General features: G+C 37.9%; 24 protein-coding genes, 2 tRNA genes and 1 pseudogene. 4 read left to right on the forward strand and 23 right to left on the reverse strand.

Annotated features, from left to right (window positions below):
• The 13 genes and pseudogenes from HMPREF2634_RS09180 to rsmH form a co-directional block, all read right to left on the reverse strand.
• Positions 1-366 (reverse strand): Asp23/Gls24 family envelope stress response protein, encoded by a 366-nt coding sequence (locus tag HMPREF2634_RS09180; protein WP_003025907.1) that lies wholly within the window; start codon positions 364-366, stop codon positions 1-3.
• A gap of 175 nt (positions 367-541) precedes the next feature.
• Positions 542-730, reverse strand: a complete 189-nt coding sequence (rpmB, locus tag HMPREF2634_RS09185; RefSeq protein WP_003025909.1) for a 50S ribosomal protein L28 — start codon at positions 728-730, stop codon at positions 542-544.
• A 135-nt stretch (positions 731-865) separates the two neighbouring features.
• Complete coding sequence (locus HMPREF2634_RS09190; protein WP_003025911.1) at positions 866-1528, reverse strand: LiaF transmembrane domain-containing protein; 663 nt, start codon at positions 1526-1528, stop codon at positions 866-868.
• Positions 1529-1533: 5 nt separating this feature from the next.
• On the reverse strand, positions 1534-1980 hold the full coding sequence (locus tag HMPREF2634_RS09195; RefSeq protein ID WP_003025913.1) for a LytTR family DNA-binding domain-containing protein: 447 nt from the start codon (positions 1978-1980) through the stop codon (positions 1534-1536).
• A gap of 208 nt (positions 1981-2188) precedes the next feature.
• Positions 2189-2261 (reverse strand) — tRNA-Thr (locus tag HMPREF2634_RS09200).
• A gap of 49 nt (positions 2262-2310) precedes the next feature.
• Positions 2311-2547: pseudogene (locus tag HMPREF2634_RS09205) on the reverse strand (GNAT family N-acetyltransferase); the annotation flags it as partial.
• 113 nt (positions 2548-2660) lie between these two features.
• The gene (locus tag HMPREF2634_RS09210) at positions 2661-3542 is read right to left on the reverse strand and encodes a class II fructose-bisphosphate aldolase (protein WP_003025917.1); all 882 of its coding nucleotides are present in this window, start codon (positions 3540-3542) and stop codon (positions 2661-2663) included.
• 184 nt (positions 3543-3726) lie between these two features.
• Positions 3727-3812 (reverse strand) — tRNA-Leu (locus tag HMPREF2634_RS09215).
• Between the two features lie 199 nt (positions 3813-4011).
• Entirely contained in the window at positions 4012-5970 is a 1959-nt protein-coding gene (locus tag HMPREF2634_RS09220) for a peptide ABC transporter substrate-binding protein (RefSeq protein WP_021001294.1), read from the reverse strand.
• Between the two features lie 523 nt (positions 5971-6493).
• Entirely contained in the window at positions 6494-7477 is a 984-nt protein-coding gene (mraY, locus tag HMPREF2634_RS09225) for a phospho-N-acetylmuramoyl-pentapeptide-transferase (protein WP_021001293.1), read from the reverse strand.
• 1 nt (position 7478) lies between these two features.
• Positions 7479-9734, reverse strand: coding sequence for a penicillin-binding protein PBP2X (gene pbp2X / locus HMPREF2634_RS09230; protein WP_021001292.1), 2256 nt, complete (start codon positions 9732-9734; stop codon positions 7479-7481).
• Positions 9735-9737: 3 nt separating this feature from the next.
• Complete coding sequence (gene ftsL, locus HMPREF2634_RS09235) at positions 9738-10058, reverse strand: cell division protein FtsL (RefSeq protein WP_003025928.1); 321 nt, start codon at positions 10056-10058, stop codon at positions 9738-9740.
• A gap of 8 nt (positions 10059-10066) precedes the next feature.
• Complete coding sequence (gene rsmH / locus HMPREF2634_RS09240; protein WP_057489575.1) at positions 10067-11017, reverse strand: 16S rRNA (cytosine(1402)-N(4))-methyltransferase RsmH; 951 nt, start codon at positions 11015-11017, stop codon at positions 10067-10069.
• Positions 11018-11166: 149 nt separating this feature from the next.
• Between rsmH and HMPREF2634_RS09245 the strand changes: the two genes are divergently transcribed.
• The 3 genes from HMPREF2634_RS09245 to HMPREF2634_RS09255 all read left to right on the forward strand — a co-directional run bounded on the left by HMPREF2634_RS09245 (position 11167) and on the right by HMPREF2634_RS09255 (position 13656).
• Positions 11167-11355: a helix-turn-helix transcriptional regulator gene (locus tag HMPREF2634_RS09245; RefSeq protein ID WP_057489574.1), complete on the forward strand. Its 189-nt coding sequence runs from the start codon at positions 11167-11169 to the stop codon at positions 11353-11355.
• A 268-nt stretch (positions 11356-11623) separates the two neighbouring features.
• Complete coding sequence (locus HMPREF2634_RS09250) at positions 11624-12979, forward strand: TrkH family potassium uptake protein (RefSeq protein WP_021001291.1); 1356 nt, start codon at positions 11624-11626, stop codon at positions 12977-12979.
• An 11-nt stretch (positions 12980-12990) separates the two neighbouring features.
• Positions 12991-13656 (forward strand): potassium channel family protein, encoded by a 666-nt coding sequence (locus HMPREF2634_RS09255; protein WP_003025935.1) that lies wholly within the window; start codon positions 12991-12993, stop codon positions 13654-13656.
• Positions 13657-13705: 49 nt separating this feature from the next.
• Here HMPREF2634_RS09255 and HMPREF2634_RS09260 read toward each other — a convergent pair whose 3' ends face one another.
• The 9 genes from HMPREF2634_RS09260 to nagA form a co-directional block, all read right to left on the reverse strand.
• Positions 13706-13963, reverse strand: coding sequence for a DUF896 family protein (locus HMPREF2634_RS09260; protein ID WP_003025937.1), 258 nt, complete (start codon positions 13961-13963; stop codon positions 13706-13708).
• Positions 13964-13978: 15 nt separating this feature from the next.
• On the reverse strand, positions 13979-16018 hold the full coding sequence (glyS, locus tag HMPREF2634_RS09265; RefSeq protein ID WP_021001290.1) for a glycine--tRNA ligase subunit beta: 2040 nt from the start codon (positions 16016-16018) through the stop codon (positions 13979-13981).
• A gap of 2 nt (positions 16019-16020) precedes the next feature.
• Entirely contained in the window at positions 16021-16935 is a 915-nt protein-coding gene (gene glyQ / locus HMPREF2634_RS09270; protein ID WP_003025941.1) for a glycine--tRNA ligase subunit alpha, read from the reverse strand.
• 440 nt (positions 16936-17375) lie between these two features.
• Positions 17376-18131: a hypothetical protein gene (locus HMPREF2634_RS09275; protein ID WP_003025943.1), complete on the reverse strand. Its 756-nt coding sequence runs from the start codon at positions 18129-18131 to the stop codon at positions 17376-17378.
• Positions 18132-18868: 737 nt separating this feature from the next.
• Complete coding sequence (locus tag HMPREF2634_RS10285) at positions 18869-19180, reverse strand: hypothetical protein (protein WP_004224255.1); 312 nt, start codon at positions 19178-19180, stop codon at positions 18869-18871.
• Between the two features lie 9 nt (positions 19181-19189).
• On the reverse strand, positions 19190-19582 hold the full coding sequence (locus HMPREF2634_RS10290; protein WP_235044318.1) for a hypothetical protein: 393 nt from the start codon (positions 19580-19582) through the stop codon (positions 19190-19192).
• 180 nt (positions 19583-19762) lie between these two features.
• Positions 19763-20515 (reverse strand): DUF6261 family protein, encoded by a 753-nt coding sequence (locus tag HMPREF2634_RS09285; RefSeq protein ID WP_003025945.1) that lies wholly within the window; start codon positions 20513-20515, stop codon positions 19763-19765.
• A gap of 547 nt (positions 20516-21062) precedes the next feature.
• Positions 21063-21908 carry an aldo/keto reductase gene (locus HMPREF2634_RS09290; RefSeq protein WP_070836500.1) on the reverse strand — a complete coding sequence of 282 codons (846 nt, stop codon included), beginning with the start codon at positions 21906-21908 and terminating at the stop codon, positions 21063-21065.
• 314 nt (positions 21909-22222) lie between these two features.
• A complete protein-coding gene (nagA, locus tag HMPREF2634_RS09295) occupies positions 22223-23377 on the reverse strand; it encodes an N-acetylglucosamine-6-phosphate deacetylase (RefSeq protein ID WP_003025948.1) in 1155 nt (384 codons plus the stop codon).
• 679 nt (positions 23378-24056) lie between these two features.
• Here nagA and HMPREF2634_RS09300 point away from each other — a divergent pair.
• A complete protein-coding gene (locus HMPREF2634_RS09300) occupies positions 24057-24584 on the forward strand; it encodes a hypothetical protein (protein WP_021001289.1) in 528 nt (175 codons plus the stop codon).
• 635 nt (positions 24585-25219) lie between these two features.
• Here HMPREF2634_RS09300 and HMPREF2634_RS09305 read toward each other — a convergent pair.
• The gene (locus HMPREF2634_RS09305) at positions 25220-26851 is read right to left on the reverse strand and encodes a Na/Pi cotransporter family protein (RefSeq protein WP_041331896.1); all 1632 of its coding nucleotides are present in this window, start codon (positions 26849-26851) and stop codon (positions 25220-25222) included.
• Positions 26852-26917 lie beyond the last annotated feature (66 nt).

Raw genomic sequence — 26917 nt, forward strand, 5'->3', positions numbered from 1 at the left:
TTATTCTCCTACAACTTTAATATTTTGGATATAGACATTTACTGTTTCAGCAGTAATTCCAAGCTGATTTTCAAGACTGAATTTCACACGTTCTTGAATATTTTTAGACACTTCACTGATCTTGGTACCATAGCTCAAAACTGTATAAACATCAACAGCAATGCTACCTTCTTCCGTTGTCTTTACTACAACGCCTTTCGCATAATTTTCTTTGCCCAACAAAGCTTGAAAATTATCTTTAATGGCATTTTTGCTGGCCATTCCGACTACACCAAAAATTTCAGTTGCTGCCCCACCAACAATTGTCGCAATGACATCATCTGTCAGTTCGATTTGACCATCTTTTGTATTGATTTTTACAGTCATAGTTTCTACCTCAAAAGTATTTTATAGTTTATTTTACCATATTTTACGCGGACTGTAAAAGAGAGAGTACATAATTAGAAAGTATTCAGTCAATGTTGGGGATTTTCCTTGTCCTAAAAAATCTATTTTCTTGTACAAAAAGAAAAGGGACCCCAGAGGTCCGATTCTTCATAAATTAAACGCGTTCAACTTTGCCTGATTTAAGGGCACGTGCTGAAGCCCAAACTTTCTTAGGTTTACCATCAACTAAGATTGTCACCTTTTGAAGATTTGGTTTCACAGTACGTTTTGTTTGGTTCATTGCGTGAGAGCGGTTGTTTCCTGATACAGTTTTACGACCTGTAAAGTAACATACTTTTGCCATTGATACTTGTCCTCCTGATTAGTTTCACGGGTTTTATACCACATACCGTAAAATTTTATCACAATTTCTATGATTTTGCAAGACTATTTTCTCTATATTTCAAAATTTAGCCAAGGCAGCCCCAATCCACCAGTCTTAAATATAGATAATTCCCAAACGACCGAAAGATACATCTCCCTTTACATAGAGGGTCTTGTCTTTCTCATTGATGTTACGGGGATTGGTAACTGTGCCGAAAGCATTGTCTACATCCAACTCCACACGCCAATTGCTCGGCACATATAATGTAGCATTTCCAAAAGAAACATCAATATCAAAGGTCGCAGAATCGCCTTTTATCGTGGCATTGTCAAAATAAACTGTGGCATTGCCAAAGGTACAATCTAGCGTTTCATAGGTAAAATCTTCCGAATTGATGTAGCGCGTACCACTTCCAAAATTAATATCCCCATTTATAATGCGATGAGCATTTGAACCACGATAAACACCCCAAATTCGTTTTGGTTTGAAAATTAAGCCAATACCAATAGAAGCCAAAATCCCTGCTAGGAAAATCGTTCCAGATGAGATGGGCAAAAAGTGATAGCTGCTATTTGCAACGATTAAGGAAATAATGGCTAAAATAATCCCGCCAGATAAATTTCCTCTCCAAAAATTTTCAATTGCAAAGTAAGCAAATCCAAGCACAACAAGCATTGGCCAAAAATTGAAATCAATAAGCGGAATACCAAAATTTCCTTGTAGCAGCACCCAGCCGGCTAATACCAAAAACCCCACTCCAAACAATGTTTTTCTCATAATATTTACCTCATTTCACTTAATTTTTCTTTTAAGAATTGAAAATAATGCCTAGACACATGCACTTGCTTATGGGTATCATAAAAGCGAATACTGCTCGTTCCTGAAAAAGACTTTTCTAATGAATAAATTGCTTTAATATTCGTAATCGTTGATTTAGAAATACGACAGAAATACCGCGGCAAACATTCTTCTAGCTCATACAATTTCAGTTTGACTTCATAAGCATTATTTCGAGCATGCGCAAAAATTTTATTTCCATCCGTTTCAAAGAAGAGGATATCTGCTAAATCAACATAATATTCACTCGTATCTTTGTAAAAAAGTATAGATGGCTTGGCAACTTCTTCCAGAGAACGTTGAATGCGCTCTATCTGTTCATCAAAGCGAGGTGCCTTAATGACAATTTCTGCTTCTTCCAGATTCGAATCTAACTCTACTCGAATTTTCATAAACGCTCCCCTCGCTTTTCTTTATTTTATTATAACAATTGTCACATGAAATTCAAGCGATTTTCAGTAAGTGGTTCATTCGGATAGGTAAGTGGTCGTGAAATCTGAATAACTTACTTGTTTTTCATGAGCTGACCAGATTATAGCCCCTTTTTACGTACTGTATAAACAACAAAAAAGCCTTCAATTCAATGAAGACCTTCAATGATGCCGATTATAGGGCTTGAACCTACGACCTACGCGTTACGAGTGCGTTGCTCTACCAACTGAGCTAAATCGGCATTCAACACATACTTATTCTAACACGTCAATTTTTTTGTCAAGAAGTTTTTAGGAAATTTTCTCGATTAAAACCATGCAGGGATTGTGTGAATCCCACAGCTGAGGGAAGATTTCTAATTTTTTAAAACCTTGAGCCTGATAGAAAGCATTCGTTCTATCGTAGGTTGGATAATGACCCGGTGCCACTGTTTTGACTTGTAAATAGTCAACTTGTTGTCTTGCTGCCATTTCCAAAACATTCACTAGCTTTGACCCAATCCCTTGTCTATGATAGTCTTTCTTGATTTCTTTAATCTGAGCCATTCCTCTCTCCCATTCCTGCCAACAAATTTTTATCTTTTATTTATTCAACAAAAATCCCGCACAAGGCGAGATTTTCTTGTTTATTTAGTAAGCGATTAAGCTTTACCTTCTGAACCAAATACGTCAATACGTTCTTCAACAGCTTCTGTAATTGCTTCGAAACCTGGTTTCAAGAATTTACGTGGGTCAAAGAGTTTCTTCTTATCGTATTCTGCTTCGTTTGCTTCGTATTCAGCAACGAATTTACGAGTAGCTTTTGCAAAGGCAATTTGACATTCAGTGTTTACATTTACCTTAGCAACACCAAGTTTAATTGCTGCTTGGATTTGGTCGTCAGGAATACCTGAACCACCGTGAAGTACGATTGGGAATCCAGGAACAGCTTCTGTCAATTTTTGCAAGTGGTCAAGGTGAAGACCTTTCCAGTTAGCTGGGTATGGTCCATGAATGTTCCCAATACCTGCTGCAAGGAAGTCAATTCCAGTTTCAACCATTGCTTTTGCATCTTCGATTGGAGCCAATTCACCATCACCGATGATACCATCTTCTTCACCACCGATTGTACCAACTTCAGCTTCTACTGACACGCCATTTGCATGCGCAAATTCAACCACTTTGCGAGCTTTTTCAAGATTTTCTTCAACTGGAAGATGAGAACCATCAAACATAACTGAAGTGTAACCAACTTTGATACATTCAAGTGCATCTTCATAATGACCATGGTCAAGATGAATAGCAACTGGTACAGTAATTCCCATTGATTCTACAAGGTTTTCGATGAGAAGTTTACATACTTTGTAACCACCCATATATTTAGCAGCACCCATAGAAGTTTGGATAAGAACTGGAGCTTTTTTAGCTTCTGCTGCACGCAAGATAGCTTGAGTCCACTCAAGGTTGTTTGTATTAAATCCACCAACTGCATAACCATTGTCACGAGCTGCTTGGACAAATTTTTCTGCTGAAACGATTGCCATTAGTATTAGGCCTCCTATTTATTTTTATGGGGTTTCCCATTTACATTGTTTATTTTATCACTTTTTAGGAAAAAATACCAGCATTTCCTAACCTTTTAAGCGTTTTCTATTATAAAACTGTTTTTCTTTCCTCACATTTCAAAAATAATGAAACAAAAAAACCGGCCGAAGCCAGCTTACCTGATGCGGAGAGAGGGACTTGAACCCTCACGACCTAAAGCGGTCACAGGATCCTTAGTCCTGCGCGTCTGCCAATTCCGCCATCCCCGCGATTGAGTACCTTATTAGTATAACAGGATAGAAACTCCTTGTCAAGAAAATTTTTTGAAAAAATGTATCTGTCAGCACTTAAAATCACTCCCTAATGCCAACTCTTGTTTGAAACTTCTTCAATATATGTTCTTTAGACATGACAACAAAAAGAAACTCCTACGAAGCTTATCGTTTGTAGAAGTTTCTTACATTTGTTTTATTTCACATGATTTTCGTAGTCATCTTGTGCTTTTTTATTAGAGATTTCTTTTTCTTTTAGCCATTTCTTTTTAGCACTTTCGTATTCTTTTGTTGTTACAATTTTGTCTTGCAATTTGACATATTTAAAGTAACTGCTTGAAGCACCTTTGATTCCAACTAATGAGTAAGAACGGCTAAATGGAACTGTTTTCGTCACGGACGGTGTTCCTCCAAGAGAGAGGTTTGGCATTGTCAAGCCACTATCGATTAACCATGCTTGTGCCTCGGCATATTTTTCATAGCGTGTAGTTTCATTGGTTTCAGCATTTGCTTCTGCTAGCATCTCTGTATATGTGTCCAGTCCAACTGCCTTGATCTTATCATTTTCTTGACCTGGTTCCAGACCAAAGTTTTGTAAACTACCACCATTTTTTGTATTCAAAGTATCTAGATAAGTAGATGGGTCTTGATAGTCACCAGACCAACCACCATTATACAGATCGTAGTCTTTTTGAGCAGCTGTATTAGCAAAATAACTGATATTATTTAATTCATCTGAACTCATTTGTTGAATATCAATGACAACATTTTCTGTGCCCAAGACGGACTCAACAGATTGCTTCATGGAACTTTCCCATTGAACACCAATTTTACTTGTCTGATCAGCTGGTACATCTAAGTGGATAGGGAACTGAACACCCTTTGCTTGCAGTTCTGCTTTAGCTTGAGCAAACTTTGCTTTAGCTTTTTCTGGATTGTAATAAGCATCTTGTGCATCGGCTAAATTCATGTTTGACCATTCTGAGCCATAGTTTACTAGCTTAGAAGACACAACATCACCAAACGTTTTATCACCGATAGAAACAAATGTTGGTGGCACGAGTGTGTTCCGCAATACCTTTGTTGCTCCGTCTTTCCCATTACTTTGTGCACCATAAGAAGTACGATTATAGGCAAAGTTGATAGCTTGACGGAAAGCTTTGTTTAGCACCGCTTCTTGTGTCGCAGCCTTTTGAGCATCTGTTTTCTTCGATGTATGGTTGTAAGACTGACGATTTAAATTAAAGTTATAATAGTAGCTGGTCGCATCTTGCAAACTATAGATGATATTGTTAGCATATTGTTTCTTAACAGAAGCAAAACTAGAGCTATTTGGATAAAGACGAGCTGCACTATAGGCACCATCTGTGAAGTTACGGATAAGGGCTTCTTGGTCAGAGCCGTCATAATATGTCAATTTAATGTTATCCAAATGAACATTCTTTTTATCATAGTAATGAGGATTTTTAGCAAATTCCATAGAAGACTTGGCTGTCAGAGACTTCAATAGATAAGGACCATTGTATAGAATGCTGGTTGGTTTTACAGAACCAAAATTTTTTCCTTGTGATTTCAAGAAATCTGCATTAACTGGGAAGAGGATATTATTGGTCGTTTTTGAATTCCAATAAGTCTCTGCACGGCTGAGTGTATACTGTACTGTATAGTCATCTAGAGCTTTTACTCCAACCATTGAAAAATCTTTCGTTTCACCCTTGATGTAAGCATCCAAACCTTTGACAGAATCTTGAATGAGGTAAAGGGCTTCTGATTTATTATCTGCGGCGTATTTCAAGCCAGTTACAAAGTCTTGCGCTTTTACACTTGCGTACTCTTCACCTTCTGATGTGTACCATTTAGCATCTTTACGTAATTTATACGTATATGTCAAGCCATCTTTGGAGACTGTCCATGACTTAGCAAGCGCCGGAACTAAATTTCCGTACTGGTCATTTTCCAATAATCCATCAACTAAGTTAGTCACAACATCTGAAGTTGTCGCACGGTTCGCCATCAGATAATTTAGCGTGTCTGGATCTTGTGTATACACGTATGAATAAGTTGATGTGCTAGAAGCTGACTTGCCACAACCTGCCAATAAGATTCCAGCACTTAGTACAACTCCTGTTGCAATAATCCATTTTGATGATTTCATAGATAAACCTCCTCTAATGTCACATCTTGTTACATTGAATATTATACCGGAATATTTTCAAAAAGTAAAGAGCTGTTTTTGACAGAAAATATTATTTATTCAAAATACTAGTTATTTGCTGCATAATATGATTAAAATAAGCCACGAAATACATAAAGAAACAAAAATAACAAATTTTATCTTTTGACTCAAATTGAATAAACATTCTTTTAAAGTTAAAAAATAAGCCATTCTACTTTATGAAGATAGCAACTACTCCCCTCCTTCAACTAAATATTGAACCTATTATACACTTTTTTCGTATAAGTACAAGAAAAATCATGATTTTTTAATATATTTTTCGGATTTTCTGCTATTTAAAACAAAAAAAGAGACATCCAGAGATAAAATTTGCATTTTTAGTTTCTAACCTCATCTCTCAGAGGGGTGATTATTCAGCAATCTAGAAGACTAGTGAGGTAGGGACGAAGTTTTCGTCACAAAAAAGCAAGGCAGAAATAATATTGTCCCCACCTCGTTTCTCTTATAAATATAAAATCGCAAGTGTTAGTAAGCTAGCTATAAGACCGATTCCCCAGAAAAAGAAATCAACTTTCCATTCGCTCCAAGCTTTACCATGACCTGATAGACCTCCCAGTTCAAAATGATGATGAACTGGTGTCATCCGAAAAATACGTTTGCCGCCGGTCAATTTGAAATAAGAAACCTGCATCATAACCGAAGTTGTTTCAAAGACATAGACAATTCCAATGATGAGCAGCGTCCATTCTTGATGAAGCGCCATCGAAATGGCTGCTAACATACCACCAAGTGCTAAGCTCCCTACATCACCCATAAAAATTTTAGCTGGTTTATGATTGAAAATGAAGAAGGCAAGCAGACCGCCAATCATACTCAAAATGACAATTAAAATATCAAAACGATGCTGAACCACCGCAATAACTGCATAAGCTGTCAAACTGATTGTAACAGAAATGCTGGCTAATCCATCAATGCCATCTGTCAAATTGACTGCATTGGAAAAACCAACCAACCAAAAGAGGGCAAAAGCGATATAAAGATAACCTAAATGAAGTGGGAAACCAAAAACATTAAGCAAATCGCCTCCACCGTGGGTGTCAAAGAAGAAGTAAAAAACAATACCACCGATAATTTGAAGAGCTAATTTTTGCTTGGGATTTAAGCCTTCATTTATTTTGCGAAAAATCTTTAAAAAGTCATCCAAGAAACCAACAATACCGTACAAAACAAGAATAAACAATATCATCAAAGCAGCGCTTGAGAGTTCTCTTGATATAAGTGCAATCACAAAACTGGACAAAACGGAAGCTAGCAAGAAAACAGTCCCACCCATGGTTGGAGTTCCCGCTTTTGCTTGGTGCTGCTTCACATCCTCGTGCATTTGTTGCCCAGAAATATGAGCTTTATGATAAAAACGAATAAAAGCAGGTATTCCAACCAGAGTTAGAATAAAGGTCACAACACCTGCAACGATAGCTTGTAACATGCTAATCTCCTAATGTAATTGTTATTTCTTTTATTTTCTTGAGTGATGCGTTGGTTTTGACACTTTGGGCAACGACCTTAGAGCCTTTACCCTTAACATGCACTTTTATGCCCAACCATTCACCGAATGTTTCAGCATTTTTCTTCGTCCAACCGTACATATCCGGCATTTCAGTAAAGTCATCTGTTAAGACAAGAATTTGCTGATTGGATTCCAGTGCTTCACCTGTTTTTACAGACACTTTCTTAATATTTTTACTAGTACCTAGGATAATAGGTTGTACAAGATTGCGTCGTAACTCATCCGCTAAATCACCAGGGCTGGTATTTTTAGTAGAGGGCATTTTATAAGTTATTTCTTTTGAAACTGACTTTAAAACAGGTGATTGCGTCGTCAAATTCAACGTATCCTTCATCGCTGCAGCTTCTTCTAGCACCGGATTGACAACTTCTTTCCAGAAGATTGGTTGGAAAGATTCTGAGGGCTGTTTCAGAGTTACATACATGATAAAATCAGGATTTTCTGCTGGTGTCATTGCCACAACAGAATAGATGTAATCATTTGCCCCTGTCAGATAACCACTGCCATTTTCTCCGGCAATTTGTGCTGTACCAGATTTAACTGCCACATTTTGATTAGGCACTTTGATAATCGGACCTTCTGCCTTGCTATATAAGGTTCCGTAAATAGGATCTGTACCGACAGTCACCATATGGTCTCTCGTTGACTTAGCAGCATCTTTGGAAACAGGGTGCCCGACAATTTCTGTAGAAGCCTTACGCGCACTCCCGCTTTTGGAATCATAAATGGCACTGATGAATTTTGGTTCAACCATTACACCATCATTGGCGATAGAAGAAAAAGCACGTAACATTTGTATTTGAGTAACCGAAATTCCTTGACCAAAAGCACTCATTGCATACGTAACGATATTATCTGCTGGAAGACCGCCGTAATCTTCATAATTCATTCCAAAGCGTGTAGGTAGTCCAAATTTAAACTTGCTAAGATAGTCTAGCCATTTTTCGTCACCCATTTTTTTCTCAAGAGAAGCCATTCCCACATTACTAGAAAGAGCAAAACCTTGAGCATAGGTTAATGTCTGTCCTTCAGAAAGTCCCATGTTGACATTCCAGTCTCGAATCGTTACATCTGCAATTTGCAGCCCACTATTATTATACGTTTCATTTTCTGGGAAAGTGTTATTGTCTATAGCTGCAGCTAGTGTCATAACCTTCATCGTTGAGCCAGGTTCATACTGATTTTGATAGAGAGCACTAGACCAAGCAAAGTCTTTTGTCAGATCTTGCTTTGTATCAGCATCAAAACTTGGACGCTGCGTCGTTGCAAGGATTTCTCCAGTTTTTGCACTAACTAATGTGGCACTGGCATAAGTTCCCTTAGCTTTTTCCACAAAAGCATTCATCCGCGTTTCAAGGAAAGACTGTAAATCCGAAGATAAGGTTGTATAAACATCTTTTCCATCTTGTGTTTGCCTTGAAACCTTGTCTGATCCCGGTACTATATTTCCGTTTTTATCTTTTTCATAGGTGATGACACCATTTGTTCCAGCTAACGTCTTGTTTAAAGCAGCTTCTAAACCTGTTGTTCCAACAAGTGTTTTACTACCATCTTTATTTTCTTGTAACTGAGCCAATCCAACAAAAACAGAAGCAAAATTCCCATTTTTATAGCTTCTATTTGGACTAGTTGTGAAATCAACTCCCTTTACTTTCGCTTTTTTCAATTCCTCACGAATAGTATTCATATTGCTATAACTGATACCATTCCCTTGAGCACCAAACGAAACTTGTTGTAATTTTTTTCGAGATAGTTGTTTTTTGACGTAGTCCTTGTCCATACCAAGATACTTGTTAAATACATCAGCTACCTTATCGTATTGAGATTCTTCTACATAGAGAATTTCTCCTGTTGCTGACTTATAACTTTTATCAATAACAGCATAAACATTATAGGAAGTCGCGTCTTCAGCTATTGGCAAACCATTACGGTCATAAATAGTTCCACGTTTAGCTGGGACTATCTTTGTGATTTGATGCACTTGACTTGCCTGTTCAGCTAAATTCACGCCAAACTTCTTTCCCGTTCCAATGATAATTGCAAAATTGATTAGGAAAACAAAAAAGACAAAAACCGTCAAAACGCTTAGATTTTTCCCTACTCGTCTACGATTGTAACTAGGATTCCTCCGATTTTTCAAAGCATGGTTTAAAATTCGTCTTCTGAGTCCATTCATGCTCTACTCCGCCGTTCTGATATTTTCATTATTCTGAGTCATTTCTTGCGAACTCGCTAATTTTGACAAACGTTCACTACGGATCAATTCATTAACCTCTTGCTTGGCATCATCTAACTCTGTTCGCTTCGCCTCGATTTTTGAATTGACAGTTGTTAAATCACGCTGCACTTGCAATAATTTTGTCTGCATAAAGACAACACTTGTCGCTAAGATAACTGCCGTCAAGACTATAGCGCCATAAAATGCCTTTTCAACACGAGAAAATCTTTGAATACGCGCCTGAAGTATCTGACTGGCCGTTCTTGGTCTATTATTTGCCATCTCAATCCTCACTTATGTACTTTTTGTGCCACACGCAGCTTAGCTGAATGCGCGCGATTATTGTTATCTAGTTCTTCTTTACTTGGTAAAATGGGTTTCCGAGTGACCAATTTCATTTTAGGTTGTAAATCCTCTGGAATAAATGGTAAACCTTTCGGCACATCCACTGTTGATGCCTCTTTAAAAAGTTGCTTGGTCAAGCGGTCTTCTAACGAATGAAAGGTAATCACAGAAATCCGCCCATCAACCGATAATAAATCCATCGCCTGTTGAATGGACTCGTCTGCCGCTCCCAACTCATCATTGACCTCAATACGAATGGCTTGAAAAATCTGTTTAGCTGGGTGACCTTTTTTCTTTAATTCCTTGGCAGGCTTAGCAGATTTAATAATCTCTGCCAACTCCGTAGTGGTCTCAATCAGTTTCTTTTCACGCATTTGCTCAATTTTACGAGCAATTTGTTTTGAAAACTTATCTTCCCCATACTTAAAAAAAATCCGCACTAAATCATGATAGCTATATTGATTAACTACTTCATAAGCTGTTAGCTTTGCCTCACGATTCATTCGCATATCAAGCGGAGCATCTTGTTTATAGGAAAAGCCACGCTCACGCTCATCAAGTTGCGGACTCGAAACTCCTAAATCATAACAAATACCATCAATTTCTTCAACACCTAGTTCATTCAAGCGAGCTTTTAAATGACGAAAATTGTCATTGATAAAAGTCACCATTCCTTGTTCAACATACGACGCTAAGCGTTTTTGAGCATGCTCAATAGCAGTCCGATCTTGATCAAAAGCATATAGATGACCGTTTTTTCCTAATTTACTCAATAAATATTCGCTATGCCCTGCTCCACCTAATGTTGCATCAACATAGACTCCATTTGGTTTTATATCAAGTTGATCAATGGTTTCGTGCAGAAGAACTGTTACATGATGAAATTCATTTGTCATATCTTTACTATTATACCACAAAGATTTAAAAAAAGAATTTTAGAATCATGTAAAGTTTTTTGTCAATTATACTTGACATATTTCCCGAATATATTTATAATAAAAGGGCAAAAGTCACTTATATTTGACACTAGGATAAGGAGAAATGCATGAATCACGTGAAAGATTTCCGAAAAAATCTAGGACTCTCGCAACTAGACCTTGCCAAACAAATCGGCGTTTCGCGGCAGACAATTAACATGATTGAAAACAACAAATATAATCCCACACTAGAACTTTGCATTAGTTTAGCGCTAGCTTTGAAGACAGACCTAAACACACTTTTTTGGAACAAGTAAAAAATAGAAAGACTAAATTCAAATGAATCTTCAACAATACAAAAAAATTATCTTACCTCTTCTAGCTATTCTCTTTATCATTTCCTTCTACTTTTTCTTCACCTTGACAGATCCGATATTGTTTTGGATAGATGTGGCAGTGTTTGCTTGCTGCATCTTTCTCGGTCGAAAATTTTTGAAGAAGGATTAGACTTCTTGCGCCTTCCTTCTCGTTTTTTAAGCTGCTTTGTGGTAAAATAAAGTCATTATTCTATGAAGGAAGATACGAATGTCACGTTTTTTATCAAGATTATCTCCTGCTAGGCGCATTTTATTGAGCTTTGCCCTTGTAATTGTGGTGGGCTCTCTTCTTTTAAATCTGCCTTTTATGCAGACAGCGACTTCTAAAGCTAATTATTTTGACCACCTCTTTACATCAGTTTCAATGGTCTGTGTGACGGGGCTTTTTACGCAGTCTGTTGCAGATACTTACAATGTTTGGGGACAGATTATCTGTATGCTCCTCATTCAGATTGGCGGATTGGGGCTGATTAGCTTTATTGGGCTGATTTATGTCCGCTCCAATCAGAAACTCAGTTTTTCCAATCGTACTACTTTACAAGAAAGTCTTAGTCGAGATGAGACAAATTCTATTCGCGACTTTCTTCGCTCCATTTTTCTCATTACTTTCAGCATTGAAGCTCTTGGAGCATTTATCCTCAGTTTTCGCTTTGTCCCCCTTTTAGGATGGGGAAAAGGACTTCTAACCTCCATTTTCCTTGCTATCTCTGCATTTTGTAATGCTGGATTTGACAACTTAGGAAGCACTAGCTTGCTAGCTTATAAAACAGATGCCTTGGTCAATTTGACCATTGCTGCCTTGATTATCATGGGAGGCTTGGGTTTTTCAGTTTGGTTTGACTTAAAAACAAATATCCAGACAAAAGGACACAAGCGGAAATTACGCTTTCACACAAAATTGGTTCTTGCTTTAACAGCTCTCATCTTAATCAGTGGAACCTGCTTGACATTTCTGACAGAATATCAAAATACAGCTACTATTGGTCGACTTCCCTTTGAAAAGAAACTTTTAGTCAGCTTCTTTCAAACCGTCACCATGCGGACGGCCGGCTTTGCAACAATTGACTATACACAAGCTCGCCCAGTGACACTTCTCCTTTACATCATTCAAATGTTTCTAGGGGGTGCTCCCGGAGGAACAGCAGGGGGACTGAAAATCACTACTTTTTTGGTCGTATTAGCCTTTGCCCGAACGGAAATCCTTGGCTTGCCTCATACTAATTTTGGACACCATACGTTTTCTCCCTCTACCATTCAAAAAGCCTTTAGTGTCTTGATTGTCTTTACAACAACCTTTATCATTGGCTTGACTTTTTTGACTATGGTCGCTGATAACGGACATCGCTTTATTTACTTAATGTTTGAAGCCATGTCCGCTCTTGGAACGGTAGGCGTAACGGCAAATCTAACGCCTACTTTAAATCATGCCGCCTTAACGGTGATTATGTTTTTGATGTTTATCGGACGAATTGGACCACTGACCCTAATCGTTAGTCTCTCCAATCGAAAATCAAAGAAAAAAGATACGATTAAATTTTCCAACGCAAATATTATTATCGGATAGGAAGGAATTTCATGGATAAACGAACAATTGGCATACTAGGACTAGGAGTTTTTGGTCGCAGTATCATTAACACGCTCCGTAAATACAACTGCGATATTATCGCTGTTGACGATCATGAAGATGTCATCAACCATTTTGAACCCATTTTAGCACGAGGCGTGGTCGGAGATATTACAGACCACGATTTGCTGCAAGCTGCAGGAATTGATACCTGTGATACGGTAGTGGTCGCTACTGGTGACAATCTAGAATCGAGTGTCCTTGCCGTCATGCACTGCAAATCATTAGGCGTTGAAAAAGTAATTGCCAAGGTGAAAAGTAAAACAACCCGTGAAGTGCTGCTAAAGGTCGGAGCAGATCGCTGTATCTCCCCTGAGCGTGAAACAGGAATTTCACTTGCAAAAAATATCCTGCATCAAGCTACGACTGACGTCATTGAACTAGATAAAAATGTATCTATTATCGAATTTTATCCACCTCAGTCTTGGATTGGTAAGAATTTAGCCCAATTAAAACTTCGTCAAAACTACAACCTCAATATCATTGGTTTTCGAGAAATGCCCGACGGTGTTCTCAACATTGATACATCACCTGACTATACCTTTAAAAAGGACGAATTGTTGATGGCAGTTATTGACAGTCAAACATTTGACCATTTTGAAGATATTACAAAATAGCCTAGCAAAAATCGCCGAGAATGTTTCTCGGCGATTTTTGCTGCCTTTATTACGAATTTGGATCATCTAAACTTCGACCATGCAAGCCTTTTTCACGTTGGACTTGGCGAAGTTTTTCTGGCGTGATGTCATTGCCCTCTTCATCCACAATTTTAATCCCTTCAATGTGGTGGCGAACGCTACGACGATAGCCTTCAATGTATTCTTCACGCAATTTAGCTTGCTCTACTTTTTCTTCTGGCGTTAGACCAACTGTTTTTTTCTTTTTGGCAAGTTCGTTGATACGTTCGATTTTCTTTGGTTCCATTTTTCCCTCCTTGGATTATTTTGTATTGATTTGGTTAAATTGTGCCACTTTTTTGGCTTTCGTCATTAAGGCAGCTATGAGTGCCAAACGATTTGCTCGGATTGTTTCATCTTCAGCCATAACCATAGTATTGTCAAAGAAAGCGTCAATCACTGGACTTAAAGCGAAGAGTTGCTCAATATTATCTGTTAAGTCATCAGATAACGTTAAGTTTTCTACTGCTGCATGAAGGGCTTTTTCTTCGGCATTTTCAAAGAGACTCTCGTCCACAACACCAGCCGTTTCTGCTTTTTCTGCTAAGTTAAAGACACGTGCTAAACTTTCGACCGACGATTTGAAAGAATCTTCTTGTGCTTTTTCTGCCAAACGACTTGCTGCTTCAACCAAGTCCCGCACAACAAACGTTGAACTATTTAAAACAGAAGACACGATATCTTTTGGAACATCGCTGTCCATCATTTTTTCAATACGTGCACGGAAGAAATCAAGCACTTGTTCTTTATTGCTATATGTGAGACTGTCAAATTGCAGCGCATAAATCTCTTCTACCAATTCATCTAAAGCAATGTGCCAACCAAATTTATCAAGAATACGCACGGCACCTTGCGTTGCTCTACGAAGAGCATAAGGATCATTTGAACCACTTGGAATGAGTCCGACCGAGAAGAAAGAAAGAATCGTATCCATCTTGTCTGCAATGGCTAAAATGGCACCAACTTTCGTGTCTGGCAATTCACCGTCACTGGCAGTTGGTAAATAATGCTCTCGAATAGCTCTAGCTACTGCTGTGTTTTCTCCTGCAAGCAGGGCATATTTTTCCCCCATGATACCTTGCAGCTCATCAAACTCACCAACCATACCAGTCAACAAATCAAACTTGTAAATAGCTGCAGCTCGCGCTACGTCTTTCATTTCTTGCTTAGATAACTGAGCTTTTTCTGCTAAAAGGGCTGCAATTTTTGCTGTTCGCTCCATGTGCTCTGCTAGAGAGCCGATTTTTTCATGGAAGGTCACATTTTTCAACTTTTCAACCAAATCAGAAATAACCAATCGTTGGTCTTCGCGCCAGAAAAATTCTGCATCTTCCAAACGAGCTACCAACACTTTCTGATTCCCTTTGACCACATTTTCGAGATGTTCTGCATTTCCGTTACGTACCGATACAAAATATGGAAGTAGCTTGCCATTTTCGTTACGAACAACAAAGTAGCGTTGATTGACTTTCATGGAAGTCACAAGGACTTCCTCAGGTACATCTAGGTAACGCTCGTCAAAACGTCCGATAAAAGCGGTTGGGTATTCAATCAAATTCAGCACTTCATCCAGCAAATCTTCGTCAATCTCCACATGAACATTGTGCATTTTCTCGATTTCTTTGATTTGATCCAAAATCATGTTTTCGCGTTCCATTGGGCTGGCAATGACAAAAACTTTGCGCAAGTCCTCTTCATAAGAATCTGCTGACTGAATCTTCACTTCATGACCGAGAAAACGATGACCCCGACTTGTCCGTCCACTTTCAATATCAAACAAATTCATCAAAAAGGACTCATCATCCAACAACACAGTTAGGGTATGAACGGGGCGAATATATTCAAATGTATTGGTGCCCCAGTGCATATTGACCGGAAAGCTCAGAGAGGTCAGCACATCGGCAACTCCGTCAATCAATTCCTCAACAGGTTTTCCGATTTCTTGCTTGGTGACATAGACATATTCTTCGCCTTTTACTTCACGAAATGTGATATCTTCAACCGTCAAGCCTTTTCCACGAACAAAGCCTTGCGCAGCTTTCGTAAAATGACCATCTGCATCCAAAGCAATCTTCTTGCTTGGTCCTTTAAAATCTTCTGTTAAATCTGTTTGCTTTTCACTTAGATTGGACACGCGCACAGCCAAGCGACGAGGAGTTGAAAACATTTCAATCTTATCAAAAGTTAAACGATTATCTGTTAAAAAGGCTGCAATTTTATCACGTAATTGCTTCATGCTTGGTGTCACAACATAAGCTGGCATTTCTTCTAGCCCTAACTCAACCAATAAATTCTTTGTCATTTTTATTCCTCCTCAGCCAATAACTTCTCACGTGTTGCTTCATCCAATAATGGATAGCCCAGTCGTCTGCGCTCTGCCACAAAAGTTTTAGCAACAATACGTGCTAAATTGCGAATGCGAGCAATGTAGCCTGCACGTTCTGTCACAGAAACAGCTCCGCGAGCGTCCAATAAATTAAAAGTATGAGAACATTTCAGCACATAATCATAAGCAGGATGGACGAGATTGTATTCTAAACAGCGTTTCGCTTCTGCTTCAAAATGATCAAAATTTGCTAAAAGCAAAGCTTGGTCGCTCACTTCAAAACTGTATTTTGAATGTTCAAATTCTGGTTGGCGGAAGATTTCTCCGTATTTTACGCCATCAGCCCATTCAATATCATAAACAGAATCCACCTCTTGGATATAAGATGCCAGACGCTCCAAACCATAGGTAACTTCAGATGTCACTGGGTTGGTAGGCAAACCACCGACCTGTTGGAAATAAGTAAACTGCGTAATTTCCATACCGTCAAGCCATACTTCCCATCCTAGACCTGCAGAACCTGTTGAAGGATTTTCCCAATTGTCCTCTACAAAGCGAATATCATGTTCCAACGGATTAATTCCCAATAACTCCAAAGACTGCAAATACAGCTCTTGAATATTACTTGGACTTGGTTTCATCACAACTTGAAACTGGTGGTGTTGGTAAAGGCGATTCGGATTTTCACCGTAACGTCCATCTGCTGGACGACGTGAAGGCTCTACATAAGCTGCATTCCACGGCTCAGGACCAATGGCACGCAAGAAAGTATAAGGACTCATGGTACCAGCACCTTTTTCATTATCGTAAGCCTGCATAAGCATACAGCCCTGATCATTCCAGAATTGCTGCAACGTTAAAATAATTTCTTGAAAAGTCAACTTCTTTGACATAAGATACTCCATTCTTTTTATGATAATATTCTTACTAACCTGAGTTTATAGTAGAAATAACACTAGCGTCAACAAGTGAATCAATTTGACTGACAAAACAAAAAGCAGAACTGCACTTGACACGATACCTATACAGATTTGTATAGGGGCGTCAAAACGCGGTTCCACCCTAGTTTATTACTTCATTGTTAATATAGCCTTAAGATAACATCAAGGACTAAAATTTACCGAAAGCTCCATCTTCATTTAGCTCTTATCTGGCTTCCACCATCCCAGACTCGCTAGCAAGTAATTGCATGAGACTTCTTTCATACAAAACATTATAGCAAGAAATAGGAAATTTGTAAAAGGAAAATATTTTATTTTACATTGGGTATCAAAAAAAGTCAACAAAAGTGTCTAATTTTTCTTTCTTGCACTCTTCACTAAAGTTTTCAAATCTATTTTTTACCTTGTTCATTCATTTCTTGCTTTCTCACAATTTCAAATTGAATTTTTGAATTTCCCGTTGTTTGTTTTAATATCTTTTCAGCCATTTTTTCTGGGGTTACTAATCTAAATGTACTATCCCTAATATATTTAGTTAAGTAGGTTTTAAATTCATCACATTTTTCAATTAATCTCGTTTTCTCCGAGAATTCATCGGCAATTTTTGTATATTCATCAAAGTTATTTACCTTAGAAATTTTTTCAAAAAAATTACTAAATAGGACAACTTCCTCATTAACTGCTGTTTTTAACTGAGAAAGTTTGACATCATCTTGAATGACGATACTTAATAACAAATCATCTCTTAAATCTATATAGTGATAATATTTATTAATTAAGTGTTTATAATAATATTTAACGAACTCAGTTTTGAAATCCAATTTCTCTGCAACATTTTCGACAAACCATATCCCCTCATCACGAAACATTGTCTCAGCCTTTTTCAACTCATTCAAAATTTGATAAGATCTTTCAGCTCGTTCAATCGTAAATTGTAAGAAGATGCGTTCTCGTTCGTTTTCCTCTTGTTTATCAAAATATTCTCGTTGTAGCTTATGTTCTTCTTGTAATTGCTTTGTTTGTTGTTTATTCTGGATATGTGCGACATACACAGCTATCCCACCACCAACCAATGCTCCAAGCGTTGAACTGATAAACTGTGAATTTAAAAAATTACCCAAGTTTTGACAAATATCTACCTTATCCATAATAATTTCTATCACCTATACTCCAAATTTCATTTAATTATCAATTGATATACCCTTTTCATCTAATAGTTTATTAAATTTTGAAGAATATTCATCGTTTAAAATATTCAATATATCCTGAGATTTATGTTGTATATCAGGACAAATAAAGCCTTAAATTATTTTCATCCGAATCTTTTTTAGAAAATAATACATACAAAATAGTAAAATTGTACCAATAAATCCTCTAATAGTCAATAAATTCATCTCTTCTCCCTAACTTTTCAATTATCTTCTAGCATTCTTTCGTTTAGCACACATAAAGAAAAGACGTTTTTCGTACCATCACAATATCAAAACCATTCCCAAAATCCAAATAGTATCAACCACAATAATTCTCCTTTATCTATATTTTATTAATTCCTCAACAACTTCATTAATTTTATCTATCTCTTCATCAACTATTTTCATGAAATTGTCAAAATTAATATCTACATAATACTCAATAAAATCCCTAAAATAATTGTCCGGAGTTGAAAACTGGGAATAAGGAATTTCTTTAATAGAATAATGAAAAATATTATTTCTAAATTGACTATCTCTAAGAAAATATTACCTTTTACGTAAATAGTAGTTTGTATTTTTTCTGCTAAACCAGAATTAATACTTTTGGAATATTTACTTAAAATTTTTGCTAAAGAATTGACGCTAACTAGATAAGATTGGATTTTTGAACGATAGAATATATTACCTTTATTTTAGAATACTTTCGGGAATAAGCTATTTAGAAAATTGTTCTGACATAGAATATTGAATAACTGTAATTGAACTTCAAGTGGCAGATTCCCTAGTAAAATATCTTGCCTTCTGTTATCCATTAAAAACTTATCAATATGTCTTAATTTACAACTTGAAATATCCAGTTTCATTGCTGGATCTAAATTAAAATCTTTTTCAAAATTTGAAGTGACCGAATTGATAAAAGCAGACAGATCACGAGAATAATCAATAAAAATTGGTTCTATTTCTTGTTCCCACTTTTCTATAGTTGTAAATTTATTTAACCTCAAAATATATACTCATTTGACTAATGTTTCCATAAGGAATATCATCAATAGTAAAACTCCCAAATCGTGCTGCACAAAGCAATAAACAAAAAATTTTTGATAAAAATTATAGTTCGACTCTAATAGGCGCTTTCTTTCAACCGCACTATTATTTAACTTATTACAAGCTTTTGCAAATTTATTATCAGAATAGAGCTTCACGCCAATTCTAATTTTTTTCATCATGGTTACAAGGTTTACATCTCTGATGTTTGGTAATTCTAAAATGATTCCTTGTTCTTGAAACTTCTCAATCCAGCCTAAACAAATTGATGATAAAAACGGGAAAAGTGGTATGAATATCTCAGAATTATCAAAATCGTCGGTAAAATTAGTTATTATATATAAAATTTGCTTTGCTTCCATCGTTTCTTGTAATAGAAAGTATAAATGATATATTTCCCAATAATTTTTCTTCGTTCATAATAATTCGCTTCCCATTTTTCACTCACCTGCAGTTTCATCAAGTTTGTGTAGGTTTCTTTTGATAGAATTATACCACGAAACCACCAAAAATCCCCTAGAAATCATTCTAAGGGATTGACTTTACCCTGCCATCTCTGCCACTTGTTCCGTTTTTGCTTTCTTGCTTGGACTGGATAGGCGGCGCTTGCTGTCGCGGATGGTGTTGAGGTCTTTGAGGAGTTTAGCAAAGTGGAGTTTTTCGGGATAGGCTTCTGCGGAGGCTGCGGTATAGCGCATAAAGAGGTCATAGATACGGGAGAGCTCGGTACGCAACTGCTTGGTTTTGCCGACTTCTTTGCTGGACTTGGCTGCACGCGCCAGAGTTTCTGCCCGGTCATAGTCTTCCTGAGCTGTTGCCACGGCGGTAAGCATCGGCAGAAGACCCAAGGTAGTCACTGCTGCATCATAAGGTTCCTCCTTGAGGGTTTTGAGGAGACTCTTGATTTCAGCAGTTGCGACATCGTTGGTATGCTTGGTGATGTCCTTATACTTCGCAAGGACTGGCGTTAGGGTTTCGTGGGCAGCTTTGAGATTGGGCTCCTTGATTTTGGCAAAGCCCCTATGCAAGGTAAACAGTCCGACTAGGGCACTGTCCCGCTCCTTATCCACTTCTGCTAGACTCAAGGTTTGTTTATTTTCTACGCTGGCCAACTGGGCTTGGAATTGCTCCAGCTTACTGTCAAAGACTTCAAGATGATCATCATACATAGCCTCATCCTTGTAGGACTTGGCAAAGCTAGTAAGAACCTGATGAGAGTCCGTCATCAAGCTCTCAAACTCACGGTTAGTAAAGTTGCTGTAAGGCAGGGGGCGAATGGTGTAGGTTTTTGTCATAATAATCCTTTCCACAAATATGATAAAACAAGTATAGCATGTGGTGATAAATCTTTGGCAAGGCTACTCTGAAATGTTGTTTTTAAGCTCCGAAAAGGCATTTTTCTCTTTTTCAAAGAAAAAAGGCAGCAAAAATCCCCATCTGATTGCTAGTAAACCTTCCGACGGGGACTATTTGTCTATAAAAAACGAATCATCCGAGCATTCAAGACTTAGAATACCTAGAAACTTTAGTGATTAGTGTCATCCTAGACATAGAATGCCAATCAATTTTAGTAAATCCTGTCATTCGAGGAATAGATTATTTGGAAATTTTCATAAATAGGACTATCTGAAAGCTAGATTCCCTCCAAATTTTAGTAAGGAAGACGATTCGACTCCTAGATTGGAGTAGGACGTTGATAAATGATATTGACTGAAGCCTTGACTGCTTCTTTTCTTCCTTATCTTCCTACTCCCAGTAGCTCAATAACCTCCTCAATCAGCCCTTTGATTTCTTTATCGCACAGAAGAGAAAGTTTTGATTACAGTTTCAGTCAATCATCATCTAAAAATCCATCTTATCTGGATCTGGAGCGCCGCCTTCAAGACCTTGAATGTTTTTCAACACTTCTAGGTCTGCTGGACTGAGGGTAATGTCAAAGCAGTCCAGATTGCTCTTGATTCGCTCAGGCGTAACCGACTTGGGCAGGGGCAGGAAGCCCTCTTGCAGGCTCCAAGCCAGAGCGATTTGGGCGACAGATTTGCCGTATTTATCGGCCACAGCCTTGACTTCTTCATTGCGGAAAAGTCCCCCTTGACCGAAGGGACCCCAAGCCTCTAGGAGAATATCATGCTTACGACAATAGTCCACTGTTTCAGCCTGATAGACACCAGGCGCCAGACGAATTTGATTGACCGCAGGCAAAATACGCGCTGTCTCAAGCAGAGGCTCTAGGTGGTGAGGCAGGAAATTGCTGACACCGATAGCTCGGATTTTCCCCTCCCGATAGAGGTCTTCCATAGCCCGCCAAACCTCCCGATTGCGCTCCTTCCAAGCTTCCTGCTCTCGCAGAGGTTTTGGATTGGGCCAGTGGATAAGATAGAGGTCCAGATAGTCCAGCCCCAAACGCTCTAAGGAGCGGGCAAAAGCTCCTTGAGTCTCCTCATAAGTATGATTACCATTCCAGAGCTTGGTCGTAATAAAGAGCTCTTCTCGCGGTATACCACTGTCTTTGATTGCACTACCCACACTTCCCTCATTCTTATAAACAGCCGCAGTATCAATGTGTCGGTAGCCTGCTTCAAGTGCTGTTAGCACCGCCTGATAGGCCTCTTCACCATCTTGAGCCTTCCAAGTTCCAAAGCCCAAAACCGGAATCTCTACACCATTGTTTAATTGATAACGTTCCATCTCCGTCTCCTTTATTAAGCAAGCAGGCAGCCCAGTCAACTACCCCTTCCAACAAAAAATCTATTTCTTAGCTTTCTTTTTCAAGGATTTGGGTTTAAAGACATTCTCCTTGGTTGGTGCCATTCCCCTGCCGAGAAAACTATAAGTAATAAAAGTTATGCCAACTACAATCATGAGCATACGACTCAGATAACCTCATTATATCACGCCCCTTATTGCAATTCAAATCCTTAAAAACCTTTTCTTAACTACATGTATTTTAAAAAGTAAAATGAAAAGAGTCGGTTTCCCAACTCTTTCAAGATAAAAAGATTCTATTTAGCTTCGTATCTCTTTTCGCCATCCAAGTAGGTCGCAACCAGTTCCAAATCCTTGTCCAACACAATGAAGTCTGCATCATGTCCTTCCTTGATTTGACCACAAACATCCTCAATATGAACGGATTTAGCCGGATTGAGGGTTGCCATCATAACTGCTTCGTGTGGGTTAGCAATCCCCCATTTGACAACGTTCTTTAACCCGTCTTTCAATTTCAAGATAGAACCGGCTAGGTTACCTGTTGATTTGAGTCGAGCAGTTCCATTTGCGACTACTACTGGAAATTCTCCCAACATATAGTCACCGTCTTCCAAGCCTCCTGCAGTCATACAGTCTGTGATGAGCGCAACATTTTCATGCCCTTTTTGCTTCATCAAGATGTCACAAGCCTTTGGATCCACATGGTGTCCATCACAGATCAGCTCAGCATAAGTGTGTGGCAGCTCGTACATAGCGCCGACCATGCCCAGCTCACGGTGAGTCAGACCACGCATGCCATTATAGGCATGAACCCAGACACTAGCGCCAGCATCTACCGCAACTTTAGCTTCATCAAAAGTTGCATTTGAGTGCCCAAGTGCAACTGTTACGCCTTCATCAGTAATGGTTCGAACAAAATCTTCAACACCTTCTCGTTCTGGAGCTAAAGCGATTTTATTGAGCAAACCATTCGATGCTTTTTTCCAAGCACGAAATTCATCCATTCGAGGATTTTTCATGTAAATTGGATTTTGGGCTCCTTTATATTTTTCTGTGAAATACGGACCTTCAAAATATAAGCCACGAATCTTAGCACCTGTCGCTTCCTGATAATGAGCACCGATATTTTCTGTCACAGCCAAGAGTTGTTCATAGCTTGAAGTCAAAGTCGTTGGCAGAAAACTAGTCACCCCCGTCGTCAAGAGACCTTCACTCATCGTATGAAGGGTGCCCTCAATATTGTTATCCATGACATCGACACCGCCAAAACCATGAATATGGGTATCCACCAGTCCCGGTGCGATAGAATAACCTGTATAATCTATCACATCCGCACCTGCCGGAATAGCTTTCGTCCATTTGCCAAATTTACCATCTGTGATTTCCAAGTAGCCACCTTGACGGATACCATGGGGATAGAAAAATCGATCTGCTTGAATATATTTAGGCATAATAAAACCTCCTTCTTTCAGTGAGAGTTTATATAAGCTGTCACTTTAGACAACTGTAAATGGTATTTTAAATCACTCTCGCATTGTTCATTATGTCTCTTTCATTATATCGCTTTCTTTTCTTTTTGTAAATGGTATAGACCTATCTTGCTAGATTTTAAGTGATTGTATAAACACTACTGTTTATACTATTTTCTATACTGTCCATTTAACAAACTTGTAGTACACTTCGTTTAAAAGAGTGATCTAAATTCCATATTGGCAGGAGCTGACTTTGATGCTGCTTATTTTAGGACAAATACTAGTACTCATTCCATTTGCAAGTCTTGTTTGCTAGATATTTTTCGATATTAAATTCAGACCAACCTTATAGTCGTCTTGTTTTTTCTTGTTGTTTTCATATTTTTAGTACTAAATAGATAATTTCTGTCAAATGAATCAATTAAGGCACTCAACCTAAACCATCAAGTTTATATTCGACTTTCCGGTTACTACCTTATTTAAGTCTTTATGTTCTATCTTTTATTTGAATAATTGTCTGTATTGTGTTATAATAAATATGGAAAAAGTATTTTGTGTTGATTTTTGTCGCAAGGAGCTGATTCCCAATTTAAAAGAGACAAATCGGCTTTAAACGACTTTAGTCTGCGCCTAGCACACTTATCTTTGGAGGTGTATCATGAAAAAGAAAGTCTTTACAGTCGCTGTCTCCTTACTTACCATTCTGCTTTTAGTTGCTTGCGGTAATAATAAGAAATCAACAGACACATCATCTTCTGAAATACCCAAGACCAGTTCTAGTCAAAAAGCAGAACAAAGCTCAAAAACCATTGAATTTTCTACCACAGCTATTGACACAGTTATTTACGAAGGCAAAGGTGTCACACTTACCTATAAAGGGCTAGAAAAAGATGATTATGAATATACCCTTAAGTTAGCATATAAAAATACTTCCAATAAAGAATATGAAGTGCAAACTCGTAATGGTAAAGTCAATAATATTTCCAATAATGATGACCACAAAATTATCATTTGCTCTGATACCTTAAAAGCTTCTGCTACTTCTGAAGGTAGTATTAAATTACCAATAAATGCTTTAGAAGCAGCTAGTATTACCAAACCAAAAGTTTTAGAATGCAATTTAGAAGTCATTTATGATATCACAGAAACCATAGCCAAAGTACCAATTAAGGTTACTTTTGAATAATTCAGTAGGAGCTAATGTTTAGCTTCTCTCACATCATGTATGTATACAGTACATAGCAGCTAAATTAACTTTCAATACATATTGTTCTAATAATAAATTAAACAACCAGCCAGTCCTCGCTTTACGAGGATTGGCTTTTTATATGACTAGTTTCCGAACATCCTTAATAAACTAGTTATGACAATCTCCCCATCACCATAATATTCTCATCAAAAAACATGAGTCTGGCTTATAGAACATACTAAAACTTTTTCTAATTCAATACCCACAATCTACTGATAGCCAGCAATAAGAGGTTCGAATAGTTTAACAAATGCAATTTTACAAGAAAGATTTAATCAAAAGTAAAAAGTATATTCCGAAATTGGTATTTTTCTCCTTGATGAACTGGTTTAGAGTTTGTAAGCTTTGATAAAGATAAACTGTGACATCTTTCAAGTTCTACTCTACCTCTATTTGCTCTATCACATTGGATTGATAACAGAGTCAAGCCAGTATTACAGCACAGATGTTCCACTTTTTCTTGTGTACCCAACTTGATCTCACAGAGTCATTATTAATAAACTTTCTACTTGATCATACAAGATAAGTAGGGTACAAAAAAACAAACCACCTCAGCAGTTTGTCTCTCAATCTTAAATTTGTTCCGCTTGGACCTTTTCCGCTAAGTTCATGGCGTGATCCGCTACTCTCGTATAGTGAGAGATGATATCAATAAAGTTCACCCCAGCTTGCGTAGAGCATTCACCTCTGTTCAGACGATGAATGTGCGTTTTCCGTAGCTTTCGTTCCATTTTATCAATCGCTTCATGCTTAGCCACCAAACTATTGGCCAATTCAATATCATTATCTTCTACAGACTTCAATGATTCTTTTATGAAGCTGAGCGTCATATTGTAAATCAATTCCAACTCTTGCAAAGCTGCTGGAGAAAATTCCACCTTTTTCCGACGGATATAATCAGTCAAGTTAATCAGCGCTTCACCATGGTCCCCGATTCTTTCTAAATCTCGAGATGAATCCAAAATATTTGTCAGCACTTCACTTTCTTTTTGGCTAAGAGGCTCACTAGATAAATCAATGAGGTAACGTGTGAGATCTTCATCAATCTTATTGATTGCTTCTTCTACCTTGTGTCCCTTGTCTGCTGACTTTTCAGTATTGTTCACAATATAATCATAAGCCAACTCAAATGAACGCATCGCATAACGTCCTAAATGCAGCAATTCTTTTTTGGCATTTCCAAGCGCCAAAGACGGAGCTTGTTTGATTAAAATCGGATCTAAATAAAGCGGTTCATATTTCACAACTTCATCTTCACCTGGAATCAGTTTTGTTACCAAGGTAGCTAACAAGCCAATAAATGGAAATTGAATAATGGTATTAGTAACATTAAAAGTTCCGTGAGCAAAGGCAATGGTCATTTCTGGGCTTAAATGGAGAGCTGTTTGAAACCACTGAATCAAGCTTGTAAATGGTCCTAACACAATCAAACACAAAATGGTACCAACCACGTTAAACATTACATGAGCACCTGCCACACGTTTTGCTGCAATATTGGCACCTAAAGATGCAATAATCGCTGTAATCGTTGTCCCGATATTATCCCCAAAAAGAACTGGCAAAGCTCCTTTTAGCTCAATCAAGCCACTTGCATACAGATTCTGCAAAATCCCAATGGTAGCAGACGAAGCTTGAATGAGCAATGTAATCCCTGTTCCTACAAACACACCAAGGACTGGATTTCCACTTAACTTTATCATATATTCACGGAAAGCGTCTAAATCTTTCAATGGCTCCATAGCGCCACTCATCAGATTTAAAGCAAAGAAAATCCCACCGACCCCAAATAAGACACGACCAATATTATTGATAGAGCGCTTTTTGGTAAAGAAGAGACAGACTGCTCCTAAAAAGAGAATGGGTAAGGCATAATCACCTAGCTTAAAACCAATAATAAAGGAGGTCACTGTCGTTCCGATATTGGCTCCCATAACAATCCCAATCGCTTGCTTCAAAGTCAATAGTCCAGCGCTTACCAGTCCAACCGTAATAACTGTCACACCTGAACTTGACTGAATCAAGGCTGTTAGACCAATTCCAACCAGAACACCAAAAAATGGATTGCTGGTATATTTGTCAATGAAATAACGAAGCCGATCCCCTGCAGCCTGCTGCAAACCATCTCCCATCATCCGAATACTATATAGGAAAAGTCCTAAACCGCCTAAAAAGCTAAATATAATTTGCTGCCAATTGATGGACATCTTTTCTCCTCCGAAAAATCTGTAGCGGATTATCTCCTTTTCTATTTTAAAGGATAAGTGTAAAAG

Origin of the sequence: Streptococcus sp. HMSC034B03 (genome assembly GCF_001838575.1) — a bacterium.
GTDB lineage: Bacteria > Bacillota > Bacilli > Lactobacillales > Streptococcaceae > Streptococcus > Streptococcus anginosus.